We start from the raw sequence: 19,114 nt of genomic DNA, 5'->3' as shown, positions 1-19,114 counted from the left end.
GGCGTCGCTTCCGGGTGAGGATTGCTCACGGGTTGGAAGAACAAGTCAGCCCCCAGCCAACCTGTCTCGGTTGGCTGGGGGCTGTTTGCCGCCAAAAGTGAAGGCGCTACTTGGCCTTGCCCAGGAATTCCTGGATCCGGCGGACGCCTTCGGCGAGGTCGTCGTCGCCGAGGGCGTAGGAAAGCCGCACATAGCCGGAGGGTCCAAACGCCTCGCCCGGAACGACAGCTACCTCAACCTCATCGAGGATCAGGGCCGCGAGTTCAGCTGAAGTGGTCGGTCGGACGGGACCATTGGAGGTCTCGAATTCCTTGCCCAGCAGTCCGCGGACGTCCGCGTACACGTAGAAGGCGCCGGTCGGCGTCGGGCATTCAACACCGTCAATCGCGTTGAGTCCGGCGACAATCGCCTTGCGGCGGCGGTCGAAGGCAACCTTCATTTCGTCGACGGCGGTCAGCGGGCCGGTGAGGGCAGCGGCGGCAGCAACCTGCATGATGTTGGAGACGTTCGACGTCGCGTGCGACTGCAGGTTGGTGGCGGCCTTGATGACGTCGGCCGGGCCGATCATCCATCCCACGCGCCAGCCCGTCATGGCGTAGGTCTTGGCGACACCGTTGAGGATGACAACCTTGTCCCCAAGCTCCGGGGCTGCCGTGGCGATGGAGGTGAACTCGACGCCGTCGTAGGTCAGGTGCTCGTAGATCTCGTCGGTAACTACCCACAGGCCCTTGGCCGCGGCCCACTTGCCAATCTCGGCAACCTGCTCCGGGCTGTACACAGCGCCCGTCGGGTTGGAGGGGGAGACGAACAGCAGGATCTTGGTCTTGTCCGTTACTGCGGCTTCAAGCTGGTCCACAGTAACCAGGTAACCCTGCTCGGGTCCGGCGAAAACCTCGACGGGAACGCCACCTGCGAGGCGGATGGCCTCAGGGTAGGTGGTCCAGAACGGGGTGGGAATGATGACCTCGTCGCCCGGATCCACCAGCGTGGCGAAGGTGTTGTAGACGGCCTGCTTGCCGCCGTTGGTCACCAGGACCTGGGAAGGATCAACTTTGTAGCCCGAGTCACGCAGGGTCTTGTCGGCGATGGCCTTCTTCAGTTCCGGCAGACCGCCCGCAGGGGAATAGCGGTGGTACTTCGGCTGGCCGGCTGCCTCAATGGCGGCCTGGACGATGTAGTCGGGGGTGGGGAAGTCGGGTTCGCCGGCACCGAAACCAATCACGGGACGACCCGCGGCCTTCAGTGCCTTGGCCTTGGCGTCAACGGCAAGGGTGGCGGACTCGGCAATGGCGGAGATTCGCTGTGAAATGCGGGCGGCAGTTGTTCCGGCAGACATCTATGTACCGTTCTTCGCAGGCAGCTCGTGGGCTGGATGATGGGATTCGACGTAAACTACCTTATGCTGTTCTGCGGAGCTCCCGCGTGCCCACCCGGCTTTGTGACTGATGGTGCTGGTCACAGGCCTAAAAGGGGAGTGGGAGCCCCGGAATCGAGCCGGTTCGACTATCGCGAATTTCTTGCGTAGACTGGTTCACCGGTGTTGAAAAGCATCGCAGGCTGAAGTGCGGCCTGAAACATGGATTCGATCCATAGGGTAGTGGCGCAATTGGTAGCGCAGCGGTCTCCAAAACCGCAGGTTGCAGGTTCGAGTCCTGTCTGCCCTGCGCAAGCTGTTCCGGCGGAAACGCCGGAACACGCGCAGCAACCATGGCTCTGATCAGAGTCGGGTCAACGACTTTGCAAGGTGAGTGAGGACCAGGTGACCGAAACAGCTGCCAGCAGCTCGAAGGGCCGTCCCGCCAAGAAAGCCGAACGCGGCTTCTTCGCCCGTATTGCACTCTTCGTACGCCAGATCATCGGCGAACTGAAGAAGGTCGTTGCACCCACCCGCAAGGAACTGATCAATTACACGCTCGTGGTGCTGGTGTTCGTGGTCATCATGATGGTCATTGTCACCCTGTTGGACCTCGCCTTCGGCACGGGAGTCAGCTGGGTCTTCGGTGGGTCAGGCGCCACGGACCGCTAAGCGGATCTGTCCGCAAACTGTGTGGAATTCCTTGATACTCCGGGAATTTCGCGGGGTTTGCGGAATTGAGCCATTTAAATAGGCATGTTAGGCAATGAGGAAGCAGGAGACCAAGTGTCTGAGCAGGAGCTCGAGGTAAACGAGACTGAGCTGGAAGAATCCGAGGGCACTGCGGCTGAGGCCGCAGAAGAGTCCGAGGTTGATTCCGCTGCGCCCGAATCTGCCGACGTCGACGCCGACGATTCCGAAGAGGACTTCGAGGCGGACGTTGACGAAGAGTCTGATGAAGAGTCCGACGGCGATCAGCTCGCCGCCGCTGCTGCTGCAGCGCCGGCTGATCCTGCCGAGGAATTCAAGGCCAAGCTGCGCCGCCAGGAAGGTGACTGGTACGTCATCCACTCCTACGCCGGTTACGAAAACCGCGTCAAGGCCAACCTTGAGACCCGCATCCAGACCCTGGACATGGAAGATTACATCTTCGAGATCCAGGTGCCGATGGAAGAGGTCGTCGAGATCAAGAACGCGCAGCGCAAGGTCATCAACCGCGTTCGCATTCCCGGTTACGTGCTGGTCCGCATGGACCTGACCGACGCCTCCTGGGGCGCCGTCCGTCACACTCCCGGTGTCACCGGCTTCGTGGGCAACGCCCACAACCCGGTTCCGCTGCGCCTTGACGAGGTCTTCTCCATGCTCGCCCCGGTCTTCGAAGAAGAGCAGGCAGAGCAGGGCAAGCCGGTCAACAAGCAGAACCAGGCTCCCGTGGCCGTCGACTTCGAGGTCGGCGAGTCGGTCATCGTCAAGGAAGGTCCGTTCGAGACCTTGCCGGCAACGATCTCCGAGATCAAGCCCGAGTCCCAGACCCTGGTGGTTCTGGTCTCGATCTTCGAGCGCGAAACCCCCGTGACGCTCGCATTCAACCAGGTCACCAAGATCTAGCTGATTCCAAGATTTCGCTCCCTGCCGCCTGCTTAGCGGTACGGAAGCGGCCGGCCGCCTCGCCATGGCGGCCACCAACCTGGGACGCGCTCCTGTGCCCCAGGAAGCTATTGAGAGAAGGACCCTACATTGGCTCCCAAGAAGAAGGTCACCGGCCTCATCAAGCTGCAGATCCAGGCAGGTGCCGCTAACCCGGCTCCGCCGATCGGTCCTGCGCTTGGCCAGCACGGTGTCAACATCATGGAATTCTGCAAGGCGTACAACGCTGCAACGGAATCCCAGCGCGGAAACGTTATCCCGGTGGAAATCACGGTCTACGAAGACCGTTCCTTCACCTTCATCACCAAGACCCCGCCGGCTGCAGAGCTCATCAAGAAGGCTGCAGGCGTTGCCAAGGGCTCGGCCACGCCGCACACCGTAAAGGTTGCGAAGCTGACCCAGGCACAGGTTGAGGAAATCGCCACCACCAAGATGGAAGACCTCAACGCCAACGATGTCGCGGCTGCTGCCAAGATCATCGCCGGTACCGCCCGCTCCATGGGCATCACCGTAGAGGGCTAATACCGCCCGAGGGCCAATTGGGGCCTTCACCCGCCGGGCAACCGGCACCTGAAACATTGAAATGTCGCAGGATCCTTGCCGGATCCACGACTGTGGCAGGGCCCAGCGCGGTCCGCAGACCACAACTGCACAAGGAGAAACAAGCAGCATGGCAAAGCGCAGCAAAGCATATGAGGCAGCCGTAGCCAAGATCGAGGCAGACAAGGTCTACGCCCCGTTCGAGGCCATCAGCCTGGCAAAGGAAATCAACCCGTCCAAGTTCGACGCAACGGTTGAGGTCGCTTTCCGCCTCGGCGTTGACCCCCGCAAGGCTGACCAGATGGTCCGCGGCACGGTCAACCTCCCCCACGGCACCGGCAAGACTGCCCGTGTCCTGGTTTTCGCAACCGGTGACAAGGCCGAGGCAGCAATCGCAGCCGGCGCCGACTTCGTTGGTTCCGATGACCTGATCGAAAAGATCGCAGGCGGCTGGACCGACTTCGACGCAGCCGTTGCCACCCCTGACCTCATGGGCAAGGTTGGCCGCCTCGGTAAGGTCCTCGGCCCGCGTAACCTCATGCCGAACCCGAAGACCGGCACGGTTACCCCGGATGTCACCAAGGCTGTCAACGACATCAAGGGTGGCAAGATCGACTTCCGCGTCGACAAGCACTCCAACCTTCACTTCATCATCGGCAAGGTGTCCTTCGACGCCACCAAGCTGGCTGAGAACTACGCAGCTGCACTGGAAGAGGTGCTTCGTTTGAAGCCGTCCGCTTCCAAGGGCCGCTACATCCAGAAGGCTACCGTTGCCACCACGTTCGGCCCGGGCATCACCGTTGACCCGAACGTCACCAAGGTTCTCACCGAAGCGTAAGCTTCGCAGAGCACTGCCCTGAAAAGGACCGTCCGGCTTTGCCGGGCGGTCCTTTTTCGTGTGCTGGCCTGTTCGCAGGCAGAGGCGGGCCGTAGGCTGTGGTTCGTGACGTCGTCGAACACTTCCGTGACTGCCGGGCTGAGCGTGGAGCGGATCCGTGTCCCGGCGGGTCCTGACTCAGCGGATGCCGCCGACTTCCTTGCCTTTCATCAGCTGCAGAGGGCCCACGCATTTGAACTGTGGGGCAACCTCGACCGCTGTGCCACGCTCGCCGAGGCCATCCAGTTCTGGCAGGGCAATGACTACGAAGAACGCCAGGTGTTCCTGGCCTGCCTGGACGGTGCCGTAGTTGGCAGCGGCACGCTGACGCTTCCCCTCAGTGAAAATACGACGACGGCGGGTGTGGACGTGCTGGTTGACGCCGGCTTCCGGCGGCGCGGCTTTGGTTCGCGGATACTGGCCGTTGTGGAGGAGCAGGCTGTCAAGCGGGGGAGGGTTTCCTTCGACGCCTATTGTGGCGAGCCGCTAGCTCCTGTGGAGGCCGGTGTTGAGTTGCTGCAGGCGAAATCCGGTTCGGGCGGCGTGCCGTTGGCCGCAGCGTCAACAAGCTTCGCGCTTCGTCACGGGTATTCGCTTGAACAGGTGGAAACGAACAGCACGTTGGCCTTTCCCGTTCCCGAGACGCTGCTCCGGGACCTTGAGGCGGACACGCTGAAGAGTTCGGACGGCTACAGTGTCCTCGGCTGGCGGGAGCGCTGTCCAGACCAGCTTGTGGAGTCCTTCGCCCGCCTCAAGAGCCTCATGAGCACTGAGGTTCCCCTCGCCGGGTTGGGATGGGAAGGCGAGGAATGGGACGTCACCCGGGTCCGCCAGGAGGAATCGACGTGGCGTGCGGGCAGCGTGGACACGTCAGTGTGCGTTGCCCGCCGGGATGACACAGGAGAGTTGGCTGCCTATACGGTCCTGACCCACCGGGAAGAGGCTCCGTCAGTGATCTACCAGGAAGACACCCTGGTGGCGCCGGGGCACCGCGGACACCGTCTGGGGATGCTCGTGAAAGTGGACAATCTGCGCCGCGCGAAAGAACTCTGGCCGGACGCCACGTCGGTGATGACATGGAACGCCGTCGAAAACCAGCATATGCTGGCCATAAATATCGCCCTTGGATTCAAGCCGTCCGGCTTTGAAGGCGAATGGCAGAAACGGCTGGGATGACTGTAGAAGAGGCGGGTACCGTTCAGGTCGCGCAGCTGTGGGTGCCTGACTCCCTGGAAAGCCCCGAGGCTGCCGATTTCCTTGACGCCGTGGAAGTCGGGCGCCGGGTGCGCATGGAAACATGGGGGAGCGATGACCTCGCCTACACCCCCTTGGAAAAGCTGCTGGAATTTTCGGATCCCTATGAACGCCAGATCATCCTGGTAGCCAAGGTCGATGGCGTGATCGTGGGAGTAGTGGACATTGCACTGCCCCTGGCCGACAACATGGATCTGGCCGAATTCACCCTGGACATCCTTCCTGAGTACCAAGGACAGGGAGTCGGAAGGCAGTTGCTGGAGGCCGCCGAACAGTTGGCCCGCGCCGAGGGCAGGACCATGGTCCTGGTGGACACCAACCACCCGGCAACGTCGCTGACGGAGGTGCCCGAGGATCAGATGATTCCTGGCAGCGGCGCAGGCTTCGTCCCCGTCAGCAGCCGTGAGACGGATTTCGCCAAGAAGGCCGGCTACACCCTCCAGCACATTGAACAGTTCAGTTCCTGCATCCTGCCCTTGGATTCCCAGCTCGTGGCCGACCTCCAGCTCGAGGCGGAGGAAGCCAACGCCGGCCGCTACGTCCTCCACCACTGGACCGACCGTTGCCCCGAGCCGTGGCTGGAAGCGGTTGCCGCGTTGGAGAATGCAGCCGGCGAGGTTGTCCGCGACGATGCCGAGGATGACGCTCCCGAGGTTGAAGCAAGCGGAATGGTTTTCGACACAGCAGTTCTGCGGGAAACCGAGGACGCCGCCTTGGCGCAGGGACGACGCACGGTGGTCACCGCCGTCGAGCATGTGGACAGCGGCAAGCTGGTGGGCCTGACCACCATCAGTGTGCTGGCGCACCGCCAGGACGTCGTGTTCCAGGACGACACCCTGGTCCTCCAGGAGCACCGCGGAAACAAGCTGGGCTTGCTTATCAAGGTGGCCAACATGGAAAGGCTCAGCGAGCAATTTCCCGACGCCCGCGTGATCTATACCTGGAACGCACCGGAAAACCGCTACCTACTGACAGTGAACAAGCAGCTGGGATTTACGACGGCGGGCGTCACCGGATTGTGGCAAAAGGAGCTTCCGGGCCGGGACAAGGGACCAACGGTGTCTGAGTAGGCAGCCTCGATTTGGTTTGCTGAAGGCTGTCCCGTAATCTTGAAGTACCAAAGACCGTCGGTTGATGGGAATCCACTCTTTCGAGCACAGCTCAATTCTGCAGCTACGCCCCTGAGAACCAAGTGAATTCCTTGACGAAGGACCCTGAACATAGGGCGGCCGGCGCAGGTGAACGAAGCGAGTCTCCACGGTACATCTGTGTTGAGCCAAGCCCCGTGCATCTGCGCGGGGCGTTTTTAGTTTTTAGCTCTCGTGAGCGGGGACCCGGAAGACCGGCTTTATTCCCCGGAAGGAGGGTTATGACAACGCCTAGCAAGGTTTCCGCCGTTGCGGAGATCACCAACGATTTCAAGGAATCGAACGCGGCTGTCCTGACCGAATACCGCGGGCTCACTGTTGCACAGCTCAAGGAACTGCGTGTTGCGCTCGGCCAGGACACCAAGTTCTCGGTCGTCAAGAACACCCTGAGCGCCATTGCAGCCAAGGAAGCTGGAGTTGAAGCATTCAACGATCAGCTCGCCGGCCCTACTGCAATCGCCTTCATCAAGGGTGACGCTGTTGCTGCTGCCAAGAGCCTGACGGACTTTGCCAAGGCCAACAAGCAGCTGGTTATCAAGACCGGCGTCTTCGAAGGCAAGGCACTGGACGCAGCAGGAGTTGCCGCACTGGCAGCCCTCGAGTCCCGCGAACTGCAGCTCGCACGCGTTGCTGGTGTCCTCAAGGCTCCCGCATCTGCTGCTGCACGCATCATCGACGCTCTGCGCCTCAAGCTTGAAGAAGAGGGCGGCGCACCTGCACCGGCCGCTGAAGAAGCCCCGGCTGAAGAGGCTGCAACCGAGGAAGCTCCGGCTGCTGAAGAAGCACCGGCCGCTGCCGAAGCTGCAACCGAAGAGAACTAAGTTCTCCCCCCAAACAAACTCCGGTGCACGGAGCGGCATGATCCGGACGTGTGCCACCTAATGGAAGGACGCCACCATGGCGAAGCTCAGCAACGAAGAGCTCATTGAAGCTTTCAAGGAACTGACCATCATCGAGCTCTCCGAGTTCGTCAAGCTCTTCGAAGAGACCTTCGAAGTTACGGCTGCTGCTGTTGCAGTTGCTGGCCCCGCTGCCGGCGGTGCCGCTGAAGCTGCTGAAGAGAAGACCGACTTCGACGTCATCCTCGAATCTGCTGGCGACAAGAAGATCGCAGTGATCAAGGAAGTTCGCGCCATCACCTCCCTCGGCCTCAAGGAAGCCAAGGACCTGGTTGACAGCGCACCGAAGGCTGTTCTCGAAGGCGCCAACAAGGAAGCTGCCGAGAAGGCAAAGGCTCAGCTCGAAGAAGCTGGCGCAACGGTTACCCTCAAGTAACTCGTCTTGCTTGTGGAAGCCCCGCCCGTTCCAATCAAAGGAACGGGCGGGGCTTCCTGCGTTTAACAGCAACGCGGGGTCACTTATGGCCCATCCCGGAGGGGATTATGGGCCATAAGTGACCCCGCGTTGCTTTAAGACGGGTCGCTGATGTCCGCCACCACGGCGCCCAGGGCTGCGGTCAGGGCGTCGGCATCGACGAAGGCACTGCGCCCGTGAGCCCCCGCGCCCATGGAGATGCGTCGGCCCACAATGCTGGCGTCGGCATAGACCGGCCACGCCGTCGTGCTGCCCAGCGGAGTGATGGTTCCGCGTTCATATCCTGTGGCATCCAAGGCCACGTCCGCAGGCGGCAGGGACAGCTTGTTCACGCCCACCAGAGCCCGCAGTTTGGGCCAGGAGATCTGGCGGTCACCCGGAATCAGTGCGAACAAGAACGTCCCGTCACGGTGCTTCACCACCAAGGACTTCACAATGTCCGCAGGCGAAATGCCCAGGATGCCGGCCGCCTCTTCCAGGCTGCGCGCAGCCGGACGCTCGACGACGTCGACGTCCAGCCCGCGCGCGGCGGCATCAGCAAGGAAACGTTCGGCCCCGCCGGCCACATTGCCCGCCATCAGTCGCGGTACAGCAGAAGAGCTTCGCCCTGGCCCCCGCCACCGCACAGGGAAACCGCGGCTTTGCCCGTGCCCCGGCGGTTGAGCTCGTGGGCGGCGTGCAGCGCGAGCCGGGCGCCGGAAGCTCCGATGGGATGCCCCAGCGCGATGGCACCACCGTGGACGTTGCACTTCTCCAGCGGATAGTTCAGGTCCTTGAGCGACTGCACGGCAACGGAGCCGAATGCTTCGTTGATCTCGATGAAGTCCAGATCCTCGACAGTCCATCCGGCGCGCTTCAACGCCTGCGAGATCGCGTTGGAAGGCTGGGAGTGCAGCGAGTTGTCCGGTCCGGCGACTTGGCCCGGCTTTCCCACCACCGCCAGATAACTCAACCCATTGTCGCGGGCGAAGCGGCGGCTCGTCAGAACAAGTGCGGAGGCGCCGTCGGACAGGGGAGAAGAGTTGCCCGCGGTGATGGTGCCGTCCGTTGCGAAAGCAGCCTTCAACGGCGCGAGGGTCTCCACCGTGGTGTTCGGGCGGACGCCTTCGTCGGTGCTGAGGACCAGCGGGTCACCCTTGCGCTGCTTGACCTGGACAGGGGCGATTTCGACGTCGAAAATTCCGTCGGCGATCGCCGCAGCGGCACGCTGGTGCGAAGCAGCCGCTACTTCGTCCTGGGCCTTGCGGTCGATGCCGAGGGTGACGTTCTTGGTTTCCGTGGACAAACCCATGGACTGCCCGTCGAAAGCGTCCGTAAGGCCGTCATGGGCGGCAACGTCCAGTGCCTGGATGGATCCGTAGGTCCAGCCTTGGCGGGATCCAGGCAGCAAGTGCGGCGCGCGGGTCATCGATTCCTGCCCGCCGGCCACCACCACGGTGGCATCTCCGCTGCGGATCAAACGGGCAGCGTCGATGACTGCCGTCAGGCCGGAGAGGCAGACCTTGTTGATGGTCACAGCGGGGATGTTCCAGCCCACGCCCGCGGCGATTGCACTCTGGCGCGCCGGGTTCTGTCCGGCGCCGGCCTGGAGGACTTGCCCCATGATGACGGCATCGACTTGTTCGGCTTTCACCCCGCTTGCCGACAACGCGGCGCCAATGGCGTGAGCGCCGAGTTCGACGGCGGTCAAGCCCGCCAATTGTCCGTTGAGGCGGCCCTGCGGAGTGCGGGAAGCGGCAAGAATGACGACATCGTTGTCGTCGGCGGAGTTGCTCATGGTCTCTCTTCCGGTCCGGGAGTGGTGTAGCAAGGCTATCGCGGTGTGTGCGCCAGCCTAACCATTAAACGGCGGGGGAGCTCTGGTCATTCCGTCCGGTGCGGGCTTCCTCGCTTGGGTGCCTGCGGCAACGGTGCTTGCAATCACGGGCAATCTGGGGTAGACAGGAAGGCTGCTTTGCCGTATCGTAGATATTTGCGTCTTCCCTGTTAACCTTCAGCCTTCATATAGCGGTGGGCTTTACCTCTCAGCTGCGCCATTGACGTGCCGTTACTCAACGCGCACAGCCATGGACGGGCTGGGTCCGGGTCATATAGCGGAACCGGATTAAGTATCCTGCAGAGCACTCTGCGGAATGCAAACGGGGGAGATCTGAAAACGCCTGAAGGTCTGTGGAAGGATCCCTCTTGGTCGCCTCGAGCACCTCTAATAACGAAACCGCTAACACGGCAAGCACCGATGGTGCCACCCGTCGCCTCTCATTCGCAAAGATTCACGAACCCCTTGATGTTCCGAATCTTCTCGCCCTGCAGACGGACAGCTTTGACTGGCTCGTCGGAAACGAACGCTGGCAGGCGCGGGTAGCGAAGGCTGTCGAGGAGGGCGACCTCAGCGTCGCCACCACCTCCGGACTTGCCGACATCTTCGAAGAGATCTCCCCTATCGAGGACTTCCAGGGCACCATGTCCCTGAGCTTCTCCGAGCCGGAGTTCGCTGATCCGAAGTACACCATGGCCGAATGCAAAGACCGTGACGCCACCTACTCGGCCCCGCTGTACGTCAAGGCCGAGTTCATGAACAACAACACGGGCGAAATCAAGCAGCAGACCGTGTTCATGGGCGACTTCCCCCTCATGACTGAGAAGGGTACGTTCGTCGTCAACGGCACCGAGCGTGTTGTTGTTTCCCAGCTGGTCCGTTCCCCGGGCGCCTACTTCGAGCGCGCCGCTGACAAGACCAGTGACAAGGACATCTTCACCGCGAAGATCATCCCGTCCCGTGGTGCTTGGTTCGAGCTCGAAATCGACAAGCGCGACCAGGTCGGTGTCCGCCTTGACCGCAAGCGCAAGCAGTCGGTAACGGTTCTCCTGAAGGCCCTCGGCTGGACCGAAGGCCAGATCCTGGAAGAGTTCGGCCAGTACGACTCCATGCGCGCGACGCTGGAGAAGGACGCCACCGAGACCCGCGAAGACGCGCTTCTGGACATCTACCGCAAGCTGCGTCCGGGCGAGCCGCCCACAGTCGAGGCTGCCCAGTCCCTGCTGGACAACCTGTACTTCAACCCCAAGCGCTACGATCTTGCCAAGGTTGGCCGTTACAAGATCAACCGTAAGCTTGGCATCGACCGCTCCCTTGGGGACAAGGAAGCATCGGTCCTGCACGTTGAAGACATCGTTGCCATGATCAAGTTCCTCGTTGCGCTCCACGCCGGCGAGAAGACCATCATGGGCAAGCGCGACGGCGAAGACCACGAGCTCCGCGTCGACATCGATGACATCGACCACTTCGGCAACCGTCGCATCCGCGCCGTGGGCGAACTGATCGAGAACCAGGTCCGCACCGGTCTGTCCCGCATGGAACGCGTCGTCCGCGAACGCATGACCACGCAGGACGTCGAGGCCATTACGCCGCAGACGCTGATCAACATCCGTCCCGTTGTGGCAGCGATCAAGGAGTTCTTCGGAACGTCCCAGCTGTCCCAGTTCATGGACCAGAACAACCCGCTCTCGGGTCTGACCCACAAGCGCCGTCTGTCGGCACTTGGCCCGGGTGGTCTGTCCCGTGACCGCGCCGGCATGGAAGTTCGAGACGTTCACCCGTCCCACTACGGACGTATGTGCCCCATCGAAACCCCTGAAGGTCCGAACATCGGTCTGATCGGTTCGCTGGCTTCCTACGGTCGCATCAACCCGTTCGGCTTCATCGAGACCCCGTACCGCAAGGTGTCCAACGGTGTTGTCTCCGACGACGTCGAATACCTGACGGCAGATGACGAAGCCGAAGTCCTGATCGCACAGGCCAACGCTCCGCTGGATGCTGACAAGAAGTTCTCCGAGGAGACCGTCCTTGTCCGTGCCCGTGGTGGTGGAGGCGAGCCCGTTCTGGTGCCCGCTGCAGATGTCCAGTTCATGGACGTTTCCCCGCGCCAGATGGTGTCTGTTGCAACCGCGCTGATCCCGTTCCTCGAGCATGACGATGCAAACCGTGCACTCATGGGTGCCAACATGCAGCGCCAGGCCGTGCCGCTGGTCCGTTCCGAGGCTCCTTTCGTGGGCACCGGCATGGAGCGCGCAGCAGCCGTCGACGCCGGTGACGTTGTCATCGCGAAGAAGGCAGGTGTGGTCACCGAGGTTTCCGCCGAGCTCGTTGTCATGATCAACGACGACGGTACCGAGACCAACTACCGCATCAACAAGTTCGCCCGTTCCAACCAGGGCAACTGCTACAACCACCGTGTCCTGGTCAACGAAGGCCAGCGCCTGGAGGTTGGCGGCATCATCGCTGACGGTCCGGCAACGGACCAGGGTGAGCTCGCCCTCGGCAAGAACCTGCTCGTGGCATTCATGTCATGGGAAGGCCACAACTTCGAGGACGCCATCATCCTTTCGCAGCGCATTGTTGCCGAGGACGTTCTTTCCTCCATCCACATCGAGGAGCACGAAATCGATGCCCGCGACACCAAGCTTGGTGCCGAGGAAATCACCCGTGACATCCCCAACGTGTCCGAGGAAGTCCTGGCAGGCCTGGACGAGCGCGGCATCATCCACATCGGTGCCGAGGTTGAAGCAGGCGACATCCTGGTAGGCAAGGTCACCCCCAAGGGTGAAACCGAACTGACCCCGGAAGAACGCCTTCTGCGCGCAATCTTCGGTGAGAAGTCACGCGAAGTCCGCGACACCTCCCTGAAGGTGCCCCACGGCGAGTCGGGTACGGTCATCGGCGTGCGCGTCTTCGACCGCGACAACGACGACGAACTGCCCCCGGGCGTGAACCAGCTGGTCCGCGTCTACGTTGCAGCCAAGCGCAAGATCACCGACGGCGACAAGCTCGCCGGCCGTCACGGCAACAAGGGTGTTATCTCCAAGATCCTTCCGGTCGAGGACATGCCCTTCCTTGCAGACGGTACCCCGGTGGACATCGTCCTGAACCCGCTTGGTGTTCCGGGTCGAATGAACGTTGGCCAGGTTCTGGAAACCCACCTCGGTTGGGTTGCCAAGACCGGTTGGAAGATCGAAGGCGAGCCGGAGTGGGTCAAGAACCTCCCGAATTTGCCCCGTGAAACCGGCCAGACCACCGTTGCCACCCCGGTGTTCGATGGCGCCCGTGAAGAAGAAATCACCGGCCTGCTTGACTCCACCAACGTGACCCGCGATGGCGACCGCCTGATCGACTCCTCCGGCAAGACCCGTCTGTTCGACGGCCGCTCCGGCGAGCCGTTCCCGGACCCGATCTCCGTCGGTTACATGTACATCCTGAAGCTCCACCATCTGGTGGACGACAAGATCCACGCCCGCTCCACCGGCCCGTACTCCATGATCACGCAGCAGCCGCTGGGTGGTAAGGCACAGTTCGGTGGCCAGCGCTTCGGTGAAATGGAAGTGTGGGCGCTCGAAGCCTATGGTGCCGCCTACACGCTTCAGGAACTCCTCACGATCAAGTCCGATGACATCCATGGTCGTGTGAAGGTCTACGAAGCCATCGTCAAGGGCGAAAACATCCCTGAGCCTGGCGTTCCCGAGTCCTTCAAGGTCTTGATCAAGGAAATGCAGTCGTTGTGCCTGAACGTGGAAGTTCTTTCCACGGACGGAACCACCATCGAGATGCGTGACTCTGATGACGCAGTCTTCACGGCTGCGGAAGAACTGGGTATCGATCTGTCCCGCGCAGAGCCCAGTTCCGTAGAAGAGGTCTAGCAGCGGTTCCGGCGGGCGGTGCTCAACCACTGTCCGCCGGATCAGCTCCCTCTTCCCGTAACCAAGACTTCAGAATTTAGAGAACAAGAGAGAACAGGGACCATATGTCCAGCGAATCCTCCTTCGGCCTCATGCAGATCGGCCTCGCCACCGCGGAAGACATCCGTGGCTGGTCTTACGGTGAGGTCAAGAAGCCGGAAACCATCAACTACCGCACGCTCAAGCCCGAGAAGGACGGCCTCTTCTGCGAGAAGATCTTCGGCCCGTCCCGCGACTGGGAATGCTACTGCGGCAAGTACAAGCGCGTGCGCTTCAAGGGCATCATTTGCGAGCGTTGTGGCGTTGAAGTCACCCGCGCCAAGGTGCGCCGTGAGCGCATGGGCCACATCGAGCTGGCTGCGCCTGTAACCCACATCTGGTACTTCAAGGGCGTTCCTTCGCGCTTGGGCTACCTTTTGGACCTGGCACCGAAGGACCTTGAGAAGGTCATCTACTTCGCTGCCTACATGATCACCAGCGTTGACACCGAAAGCCGTCACGCTGAACTGCCGAACCTCCAGGTTGAGCACGACCTCGAGAAGAAGCAGATGATCGACAACCGCGACAGCGACATCGCCACGATCGCCCGCGACCTTGAAGACGAGCTTGCCCGTCTTGAAGGCGAAGGTGCCAAGGCTGCCGACAAGAAGAAGGCCCGCGACTCCGCAGACCGCCAGATGGCGAACGTCCGCAAGCGTGCCGACGCCGACATCGAGCGCCTCGAGCAGGTCTGGGACCGCTTCAAGAACCTCAAGGTCGCTGACCTTGAAGGTGACGAAGGCCTTTACCGCGAACTGCGCGACCGCTACGGTCTGTACTTCGAGGGCTCCATGGGTGCCGAGGCCATCAAGAAGCGCCTCGAAACCTTCGACATGCAGGCTGAGGCCGAGGCCCTGCGCGACACCATCCAGAACGGCAAGGGCCAGCGCAAGACGCGTGCCCTGAAGCGCCTGAAGGTTGTCAACGCATTCCTGACCACCAACAACAGCCCGCTGGGCATGGTCCTCGACGCCGTCCCGGTGATCCCGCCGGAACTGCGCCCGATGGTCCAGCTCGATGGTGGCCGCTTCGCGACCTCCGACCTCAACGACCTCTACCGTCGTGTGATCAACCGCAACAACCGCCTCAAGCGCCTGCTTGACCTCGGTGCTCCGGAGATCATCGTCAACAACGAGAAGCGCATGCTTCAGGAAGCTGTTGACAGCCTCTTCGACAACGGTCGTCGTGGCCGCCCCGTCACGGGTCCGGGCAACCGTCCGCTGAAGTCCCTGAGCGACATGCTCAAGGGCAAGCAGGGTCGTTTCCGCCAGAACCTGCTCGGCAAGCGCGTTGACTACTCCGGCCGTTCGGTCATCGTTGTCGGCCCGCAGCTGAAGCTGCACCAGTGTGGTCTGCCCAAGCAGATGGCCCTGGAGCTCTTCAAGCCGTTCGTGATGAAGCGCCTGGTTGACCTCAACCACGCCCAGAACATCAAGTCGGCAAAGCGCATGGTCGAGCGTTACCGTCCGCAGGTCTGGGACGTGCTGGAAGAGATCATCACCGAACACCCGGTGCTGCTCAACCGTGCACCTACCCTGCACCGCCTCGGCATCCAGGCCTTCGAACCGCAGCTTGTGGAAGGCAAGGCAATCCAGCTTCACCCGCTGGTTTGTGGCGCCTTCAACGCTGACTTCGACGGCGACCAGATGGCAGTCCACCTGCCGCTGAGCCCGGAAGCCCAGGCCGAAGCACGCATCCTGATGCTGTCCTCGAACAACATCCTGAAGCCGTCCGATGGCCGTCCGGTGACCTTGCCTTCGCAGGATATGATCATCGGTCTGTACCACCTGACCACCAAGCGCGTCGGTTCCGCCGGCGAAGGCCGCATCTTCTCCTCGGTTTCGGAAGCGATCATGGCGTACGACGCCCGTGAGCTGCACCTGAACTCCCAGGTCAAGATCCGCCTGGACGACTTCGTGCCGTTCGCAGGTTGGGAAGCCCCGGAAGGTTGGGAGCCCGGTCAGCCGGCTCTCGTCGAAACCTCCCTCGGCCAGGTCATCTTCAACCAGACCTTGCCTGAGGACTACCCCTGGGTTGAGGCTGTTGCGGACAAGGGCGAACTGTCCCGGATCGTCAACGACCTCGCAGAGCGCTACCCGAAGGTTGTTACGGCGGCAACGCTGGACAACTTGAAGGACGCCGGCTTCTACTGGGCCACCCGTTCGGGTGTCACGGTTGCTATCTCGGACATCGAGGTTCCGTCCTCCAAGCCGGGCATCCTTGCCGGTTACGAGGGCATGGCCGCCAAGATCCAGGGCCAGTACGACAAGGGCCTGATCGACGACGACGAGCGTCGCCAGGAACTGATCGAGATCTGGAACAAGGCAACCAACGAGATCGCCCAGGCGATGCGCGACAGCCTGTCCCCGATGAACACCATCAACCGCATGGTGTCCTCCGGTGCACGTGGTAACTGGATGCAGGTCCGCCAGATCGCGGGTATCCGTGGTCTTGTGGCCAACCCGAAGGGTGAGATCATCCCGCGTCCGATCAAGTCCTCCTACCGTGAGGGCCTGTCGGTGCTGGAATACTTCATCGCCACGCACGGTGCCCGTAAGGGTCTGGCCGACACCGCCCTGCGTACCGCCAACTCGGGTTACCTGACCCGTCGTCTGGTGGACGTTTCGCAGGACGTCATCGTCCGTGAAGAGGACTGTGGCACCGAGCGCGGTCTGGTCACCCCGATCGCCGTGCCGGATTCCAACGGTGAGCTCGTCCTTGACGAGAACGTCGAGAACAGCGCCTACGCACGTACGCTGGCTGTCGACGTCGTCGATGCCCAGGGCAACGTCCTGGCTCCGGCCGGTACCGACTGCGGCGACGTCGTCATCGACCAGCTGCTGGCTGCAGGCATTACCGAGGTCAAGGTCCGCTCCGTACTCACCTGTGAGTCCAAGGTCGGCACCTGTGCACTGTGCTACGGCCGTTCGCTGGCCACCGGCAAGACCGTGGACATCGGCGAGGCCGTGGGCATCATCGCCGCACAGTCCATCGGTGAGCCCGGTACCCAGCTGACCATGCGTACGTTCCACACCGGTGGTGCTGTTTCTGCCGGTGGTGGCGACGACATCACCCAAGGTCTGCCCCGTATCCAGGAGCTCTTCGAAGCCCGTACTCCGAAGGGTGTCGCACCGATTGCTGAAGCAGCCGGCCGCATCACCATCGAAGAGTCCGAGCGCCAGATGCGCTTGGTGATCACTCCGGACGATGGTTCCGAAGAGATCGCCTACCCGGTACTGCGCCGTTCACGCCTTCTCATCGAAGATGGCGAGCACGTCAGCGTCGGCCAGAAGCTGATCAACGGTCCGGTGGACCCGAAGCAGGTTCTGCGCATCATGGGTCCGCGTGCGGCACAGAAGTTCCTCGTGGACGAAGTGCAGGGCGTGTACCGCAGCCAGGGTATTGGTATCCACGACAAGCACGTCGAGGTTATCGTCCGCCAGATGCTGCGCCGCGTGACCGTCATCGAGTCCGGCGACTCCGACCTGCTCCCCGGTGAGCTGGCAGAGCGCGCCCGCTTTGAGGACGAGAACCGTCGCGTCGTATCCGAGGGCAAGGCACCGGCTTCCGGCCGTCCGGAACTCATGGGTATCACCAAGGCTTCCTTGGCTACCGAGTCCTGGCTGTCGGCCGCTTCCTTCCAGGAGACCACCCGCGTCCTGACGCAGGCGGCCATGGAAGGCAAGAGCGATCCTCTGCTCGGCCTGAAGGAAAACGTCATCATCGGTAAGCTCATCCCGGCCGGTACGGGCCTGCCCCGCTACACGGAAGTCACTGTGGAGCCGACGGAAGAAGCAAAGGCAAGCCTGTTCACGGGCCCCAGCGCTTTCACCGACTTCTCCTATGACGCCCTGGGTGGCGACGGCGCTCCCGAGTTCCACGCCATCCCGCTGGATGACTACGATCTCGGCAACGACTTCCGCTGATCCGTTCGGCAGTAGTCACTTCAGTGACAACCGGGTCCCGTACTCCTTTGTGGGTGCGGGGCCCGGTTCGTTAACGGCAGGATCCGTCCCGGGTCGCCGGGGGAGAGGAGGACGACGGCGGCAGCTGCGTTCCGCCGTCGTCCTCCATACACCCGATTAAGGCTCCAGATCAAGCCGTGCTAGACTTTTGGTAATTGTTCTGTGTGGCAGTGGATGAAGGCCGCCGCAGCATCATTTTGGTTTTGTTCTCATGGTGCTGGGTGGAGCCTGTTTCCGGGTTGCGGGCAACATGCGCAACGAATGCCGCACTTTTGCACGCCTACCGGAGTTTTCGGCCGGCTGCACGAGCAACGCCAAAGTTCCCACGTTTACACAGGCTGGCGCCCGTGTGTGGGGGCAGAGATCAAACAACGGAGAACACGAAAGTGCCTACGATTAACCAGCTGGTCCGCAAGGGCCGCACGCCGAAGGTCTCCAAGACCAAGGCTCCCGCGCTGAAGGGCAGCCCGATGCGTCGCGGTGTTTGCACCCGCGTTTACACCACCACCCCCAAGAAGCCGAACTCGGCTCTTCGTAAGGTGGCACGTGTGCGCCTCAACGGTGGCGTGGAAGTTACCGCTTACATCCCCGGTGTTGGCCACAACCTCCAGGAGCACTCCATCGTGCTCGTTCGTGGTGGTCGTGTGAAGGACCTCCCGGGTGTCCGCTACAAGATTGTCCGTGGCGCACTCGACACCCAGGGTGTCAAGAACCGCAAGCAGGCCCGCAGCCGTTACGGCGCAAAGATGGAGAAGAAGTAATATGCCTCGCAAGGGTCCGGCCCCGAAGCGGCCGCTAGTTTCCGATCCCGTTTACGGCTCCCCGTTGGTCACGCAGCTGATCAACAAGGTTCTGGTTGACGGCAAGAAGTCCACCGCAGAGCGCATCGTTTACGGCGCCCTCGAAGGTGCACGTGCCAAGTCCGGCGGCGACCCCGTTGCCGCCCTCAAGAAGGCCATGGACAACGTCAAGCCTTCCCTCGAGGTGCGTTCACGCCGCGTTGGTGGCGCCACCTACCAGGTTCCGGTTGAGGTCAAGCCGGGCCGCTCCACCGCCCTCGCTCTGCGTTGGCTCGTGGGCTACTCCAAGGCCCGCCGGGAGAAGACCATGACCGAGCGCCTCCAGAACGAAATCCTGGATGCCTCGAACGGTCTCGGTGCCGCTGTCAAGCGTCGCGAAGACACCCACAAGATGGCCGAGTCGAACAAGGCCTTCGCACACTACCGCTGGTAAAACTTCCCGAACG

15 protein-coding genes and 1 tRNA gene are annotated in these 19,114 nt (G+C 62.0%); 13 read left to right on the top strand and 3 right to left on the bottom strand.

The features are described from left to right. Positions 1-106: 106 nt before the first annotated feature. Positions 107-1,336 (bottom strand): pyridoxal phosphate-dependent aminotransferase, encoded by a 1,230-nt coding sequence (locus PQ627_RS13200; protein WP_274261713.1) that lies wholly within the window; start codon positions 1,334-1,336, stop codon positions 107-109. Between the two features lie 255 nt (positions 1,337-1,591). On the opposite strand from PQ627_RS13200, the gene PQ627_RS13195 reads away from it, so the two are divergent. The 9 genes from PQ627_RS13195 to rplL all read left to right on the top strand — a co-directional run bounded on the left by PQ627_RS13195 (position 1,592) and on the right by rplL (position 8,095). Then, positions 1,592-1,664, top strand: a tRNA-Trp gene (locus tag PQ627_RS13195). An 80-nt stretch (positions 1,665-1,744) separates the two neighbouring features. After that, positions 1,745-2,026, top strand: a complete 282-nt coding sequence (gene secE, locus PQ627_RS13190) for a preprotein translocase subunit SecE (RefSeq protein ID WP_144659401.1) — start codon at positions 1,745-1,747, stop codon at positions 2,024-2,026. Between the two features lie 114 nt (positions 2,027-2,140). Beyond that, a complete protein-coding gene (gene nusG / locus PQ627_RS13185; protein ID WP_144659402.1) occupies positions 2,141-2,962 on the top strand; it encodes a transcription termination/antitermination protein NusG in 822 nt (273 codons plus the stop codon). Between the two features lie 129 nt (positions 2,963-3,091). Continuing rightward, complete coding sequence (gene rplK / locus PQ627_RS13180; RefSeq protein ID WP_144659403.1) at positions 3,092-3,523, top strand: 50S ribosomal protein L11; 432 nt, start codon at positions 3,092-3,094, stop codon at positions 3,521-3,523. 148 nt (positions 3,524-3,671) lie between these two features. Continuing rightward, entirely contained in the window at positions 3,672-4,379 is a 708-nt protein-coding gene (rplA, locus tag PQ627_RS13175; protein WP_144659404.1) for a 50S ribosomal protein L1, read from the top strand. Positions 4,380-4,484: 105 nt separating this feature from the next. Then, the gene (locus tag PQ627_RS13170; RefSeq protein ID WP_274261708.1) at positions 4,485-5,594 is read left to right on the top strand and encodes a GNAT family N-acetyltransferase; all 1,110 of its coding nucleotides are present in this window, start codon (positions 4,485-4,487) and stop codon (positions 5,592-5,594) included. Next, positions 5,573-6,742 (top strand): GNAT family N-acetyltransferase, encoded by a 1,170-nt coding sequence (locus PQ627_RS13165; protein ID WP_144659406.1) that lies wholly within the window; start codon positions 5,573-5,575, stop codon positions 6,740-6,742. Before PQ627_RS13170 ends, PQ627_RS13165 begins: the two co-directional genes overlap by 22 nt. A 299-nt stretch (positions 6,743-7,041) precedes the next feature. Then, complete coding sequence (gene rplJ, locus PQ627_RS13160; RefSeq protein ID WP_144659407.1) at positions 7,042-7,641, top strand: 50S ribosomal protein L10; 600 nt, start codon at positions 7,042-7,044, stop codon at positions 7,639-7,641. Positions 7,642-7,717: 76 nt separating this feature from the next. Next, positions 7,718-8,095 (top strand): 50S ribosomal protein L7/L12, encoded by a 378-nt coding sequence (rplL, locus tag PQ627_RS13155; RefSeq protein WP_144659408.1) that lies wholly within the window; start codon positions 7,718-7,720, stop codon positions 8,093-8,095. 134 nt (positions 8,096-8,229) lie between these two features. Here the strand turns inward: rplL and PQ627_RS13150 are convergent, their stop codons facing one another. Continuing rightward, entirely contained in the window at positions 8,230-8,712 is a 483-nt protein-coding gene (locus PQ627_RS13150; protein ID WP_274261703.1) for an aminoacyl-tRNA deacylase, read from the bottom strand. Next, entirely contained in the window at positions 8,712-9,911 is a 1,200-nt protein-coding gene (locus tag PQ627_RS13145) for an acetyl-CoA C-acetyltransferase (protein ID WP_144659410.1), read from the bottom strand. The genes PQ627_RS13150 and PQ627_RS13145 overlap by 1 nt, the downstream gene beginning before the upstream one ends. A gap of 407 nt (positions 9,912-10,318) precedes the next feature. Between PQ627_RS13145 and rpoB the strand changes: the two genes are divergently transcribed. The 4 genes from rpoB (at position 10,319) to rpsG (ending at position 19,101) form a co-directional block, all read left to right on the top strand. Further along, positions 10,319-13,825 (top strand): DNA-directed RNA polymerase subunit beta, encoded by a 3,507-nt coding sequence (rpoB, locus tag PQ627_RS13140; protein ID WP_144659411.1) that lies wholly within the window; start codon positions 10,319-10,321, stop codon positions 13,823-13,825. Between the two features lie 104 nt (positions 13,826-13,929). Continuing rightward, complete coding sequence (locus PQ627_RS13135) at positions 13,930-17,829, top strand: DNA-directed RNA polymerase subunit beta' (protein ID WP_144659412.1); 3,900 nt, start codon at positions 13,930-13,932, stop codon at positions 17,827-17,829. Positions 17,830-18,254: 425 nt separating this feature from the next. After that, positions 18,255-18,629, top strand: coding sequence for a 30S ribosomal protein S12 (gene rpsL, locus PQ627_RS13130; RefSeq protein ID WP_009358312.1), 375 nt, complete (start codon positions 18,255-18,257; stop codon positions 18,627-18,629). Between the two features lies 1 nt (position 18,630). Next, complete coding sequence (gene rpsG / locus PQ627_RS13125; protein ID WP_003803829.1) at positions 18,631-19,101, top strand: 30S ribosomal protein S7; 471 nt, start codon at positions 18,631-18,633, stop codon at positions 19,099-19,101. The last annotated feature ends 13 nt before the right edge of the window (positions 19,102-19,114 follow it).

It is taken from the genome of Paenarthrobacter sp. AB444, assembly GCF_028736865.1.
GTDB lineage: Bacteria > Actinomycetota > Actinomycetes > Actinomycetales > Micrococcaceae > Arthrobacter > Arthrobacter nicotinovorans_B.
The sequence above is the reverse complement of the archived record's forward strand: the minus strand, read 5'-3'. Positions and strand labels throughout refer to the sequence as shown.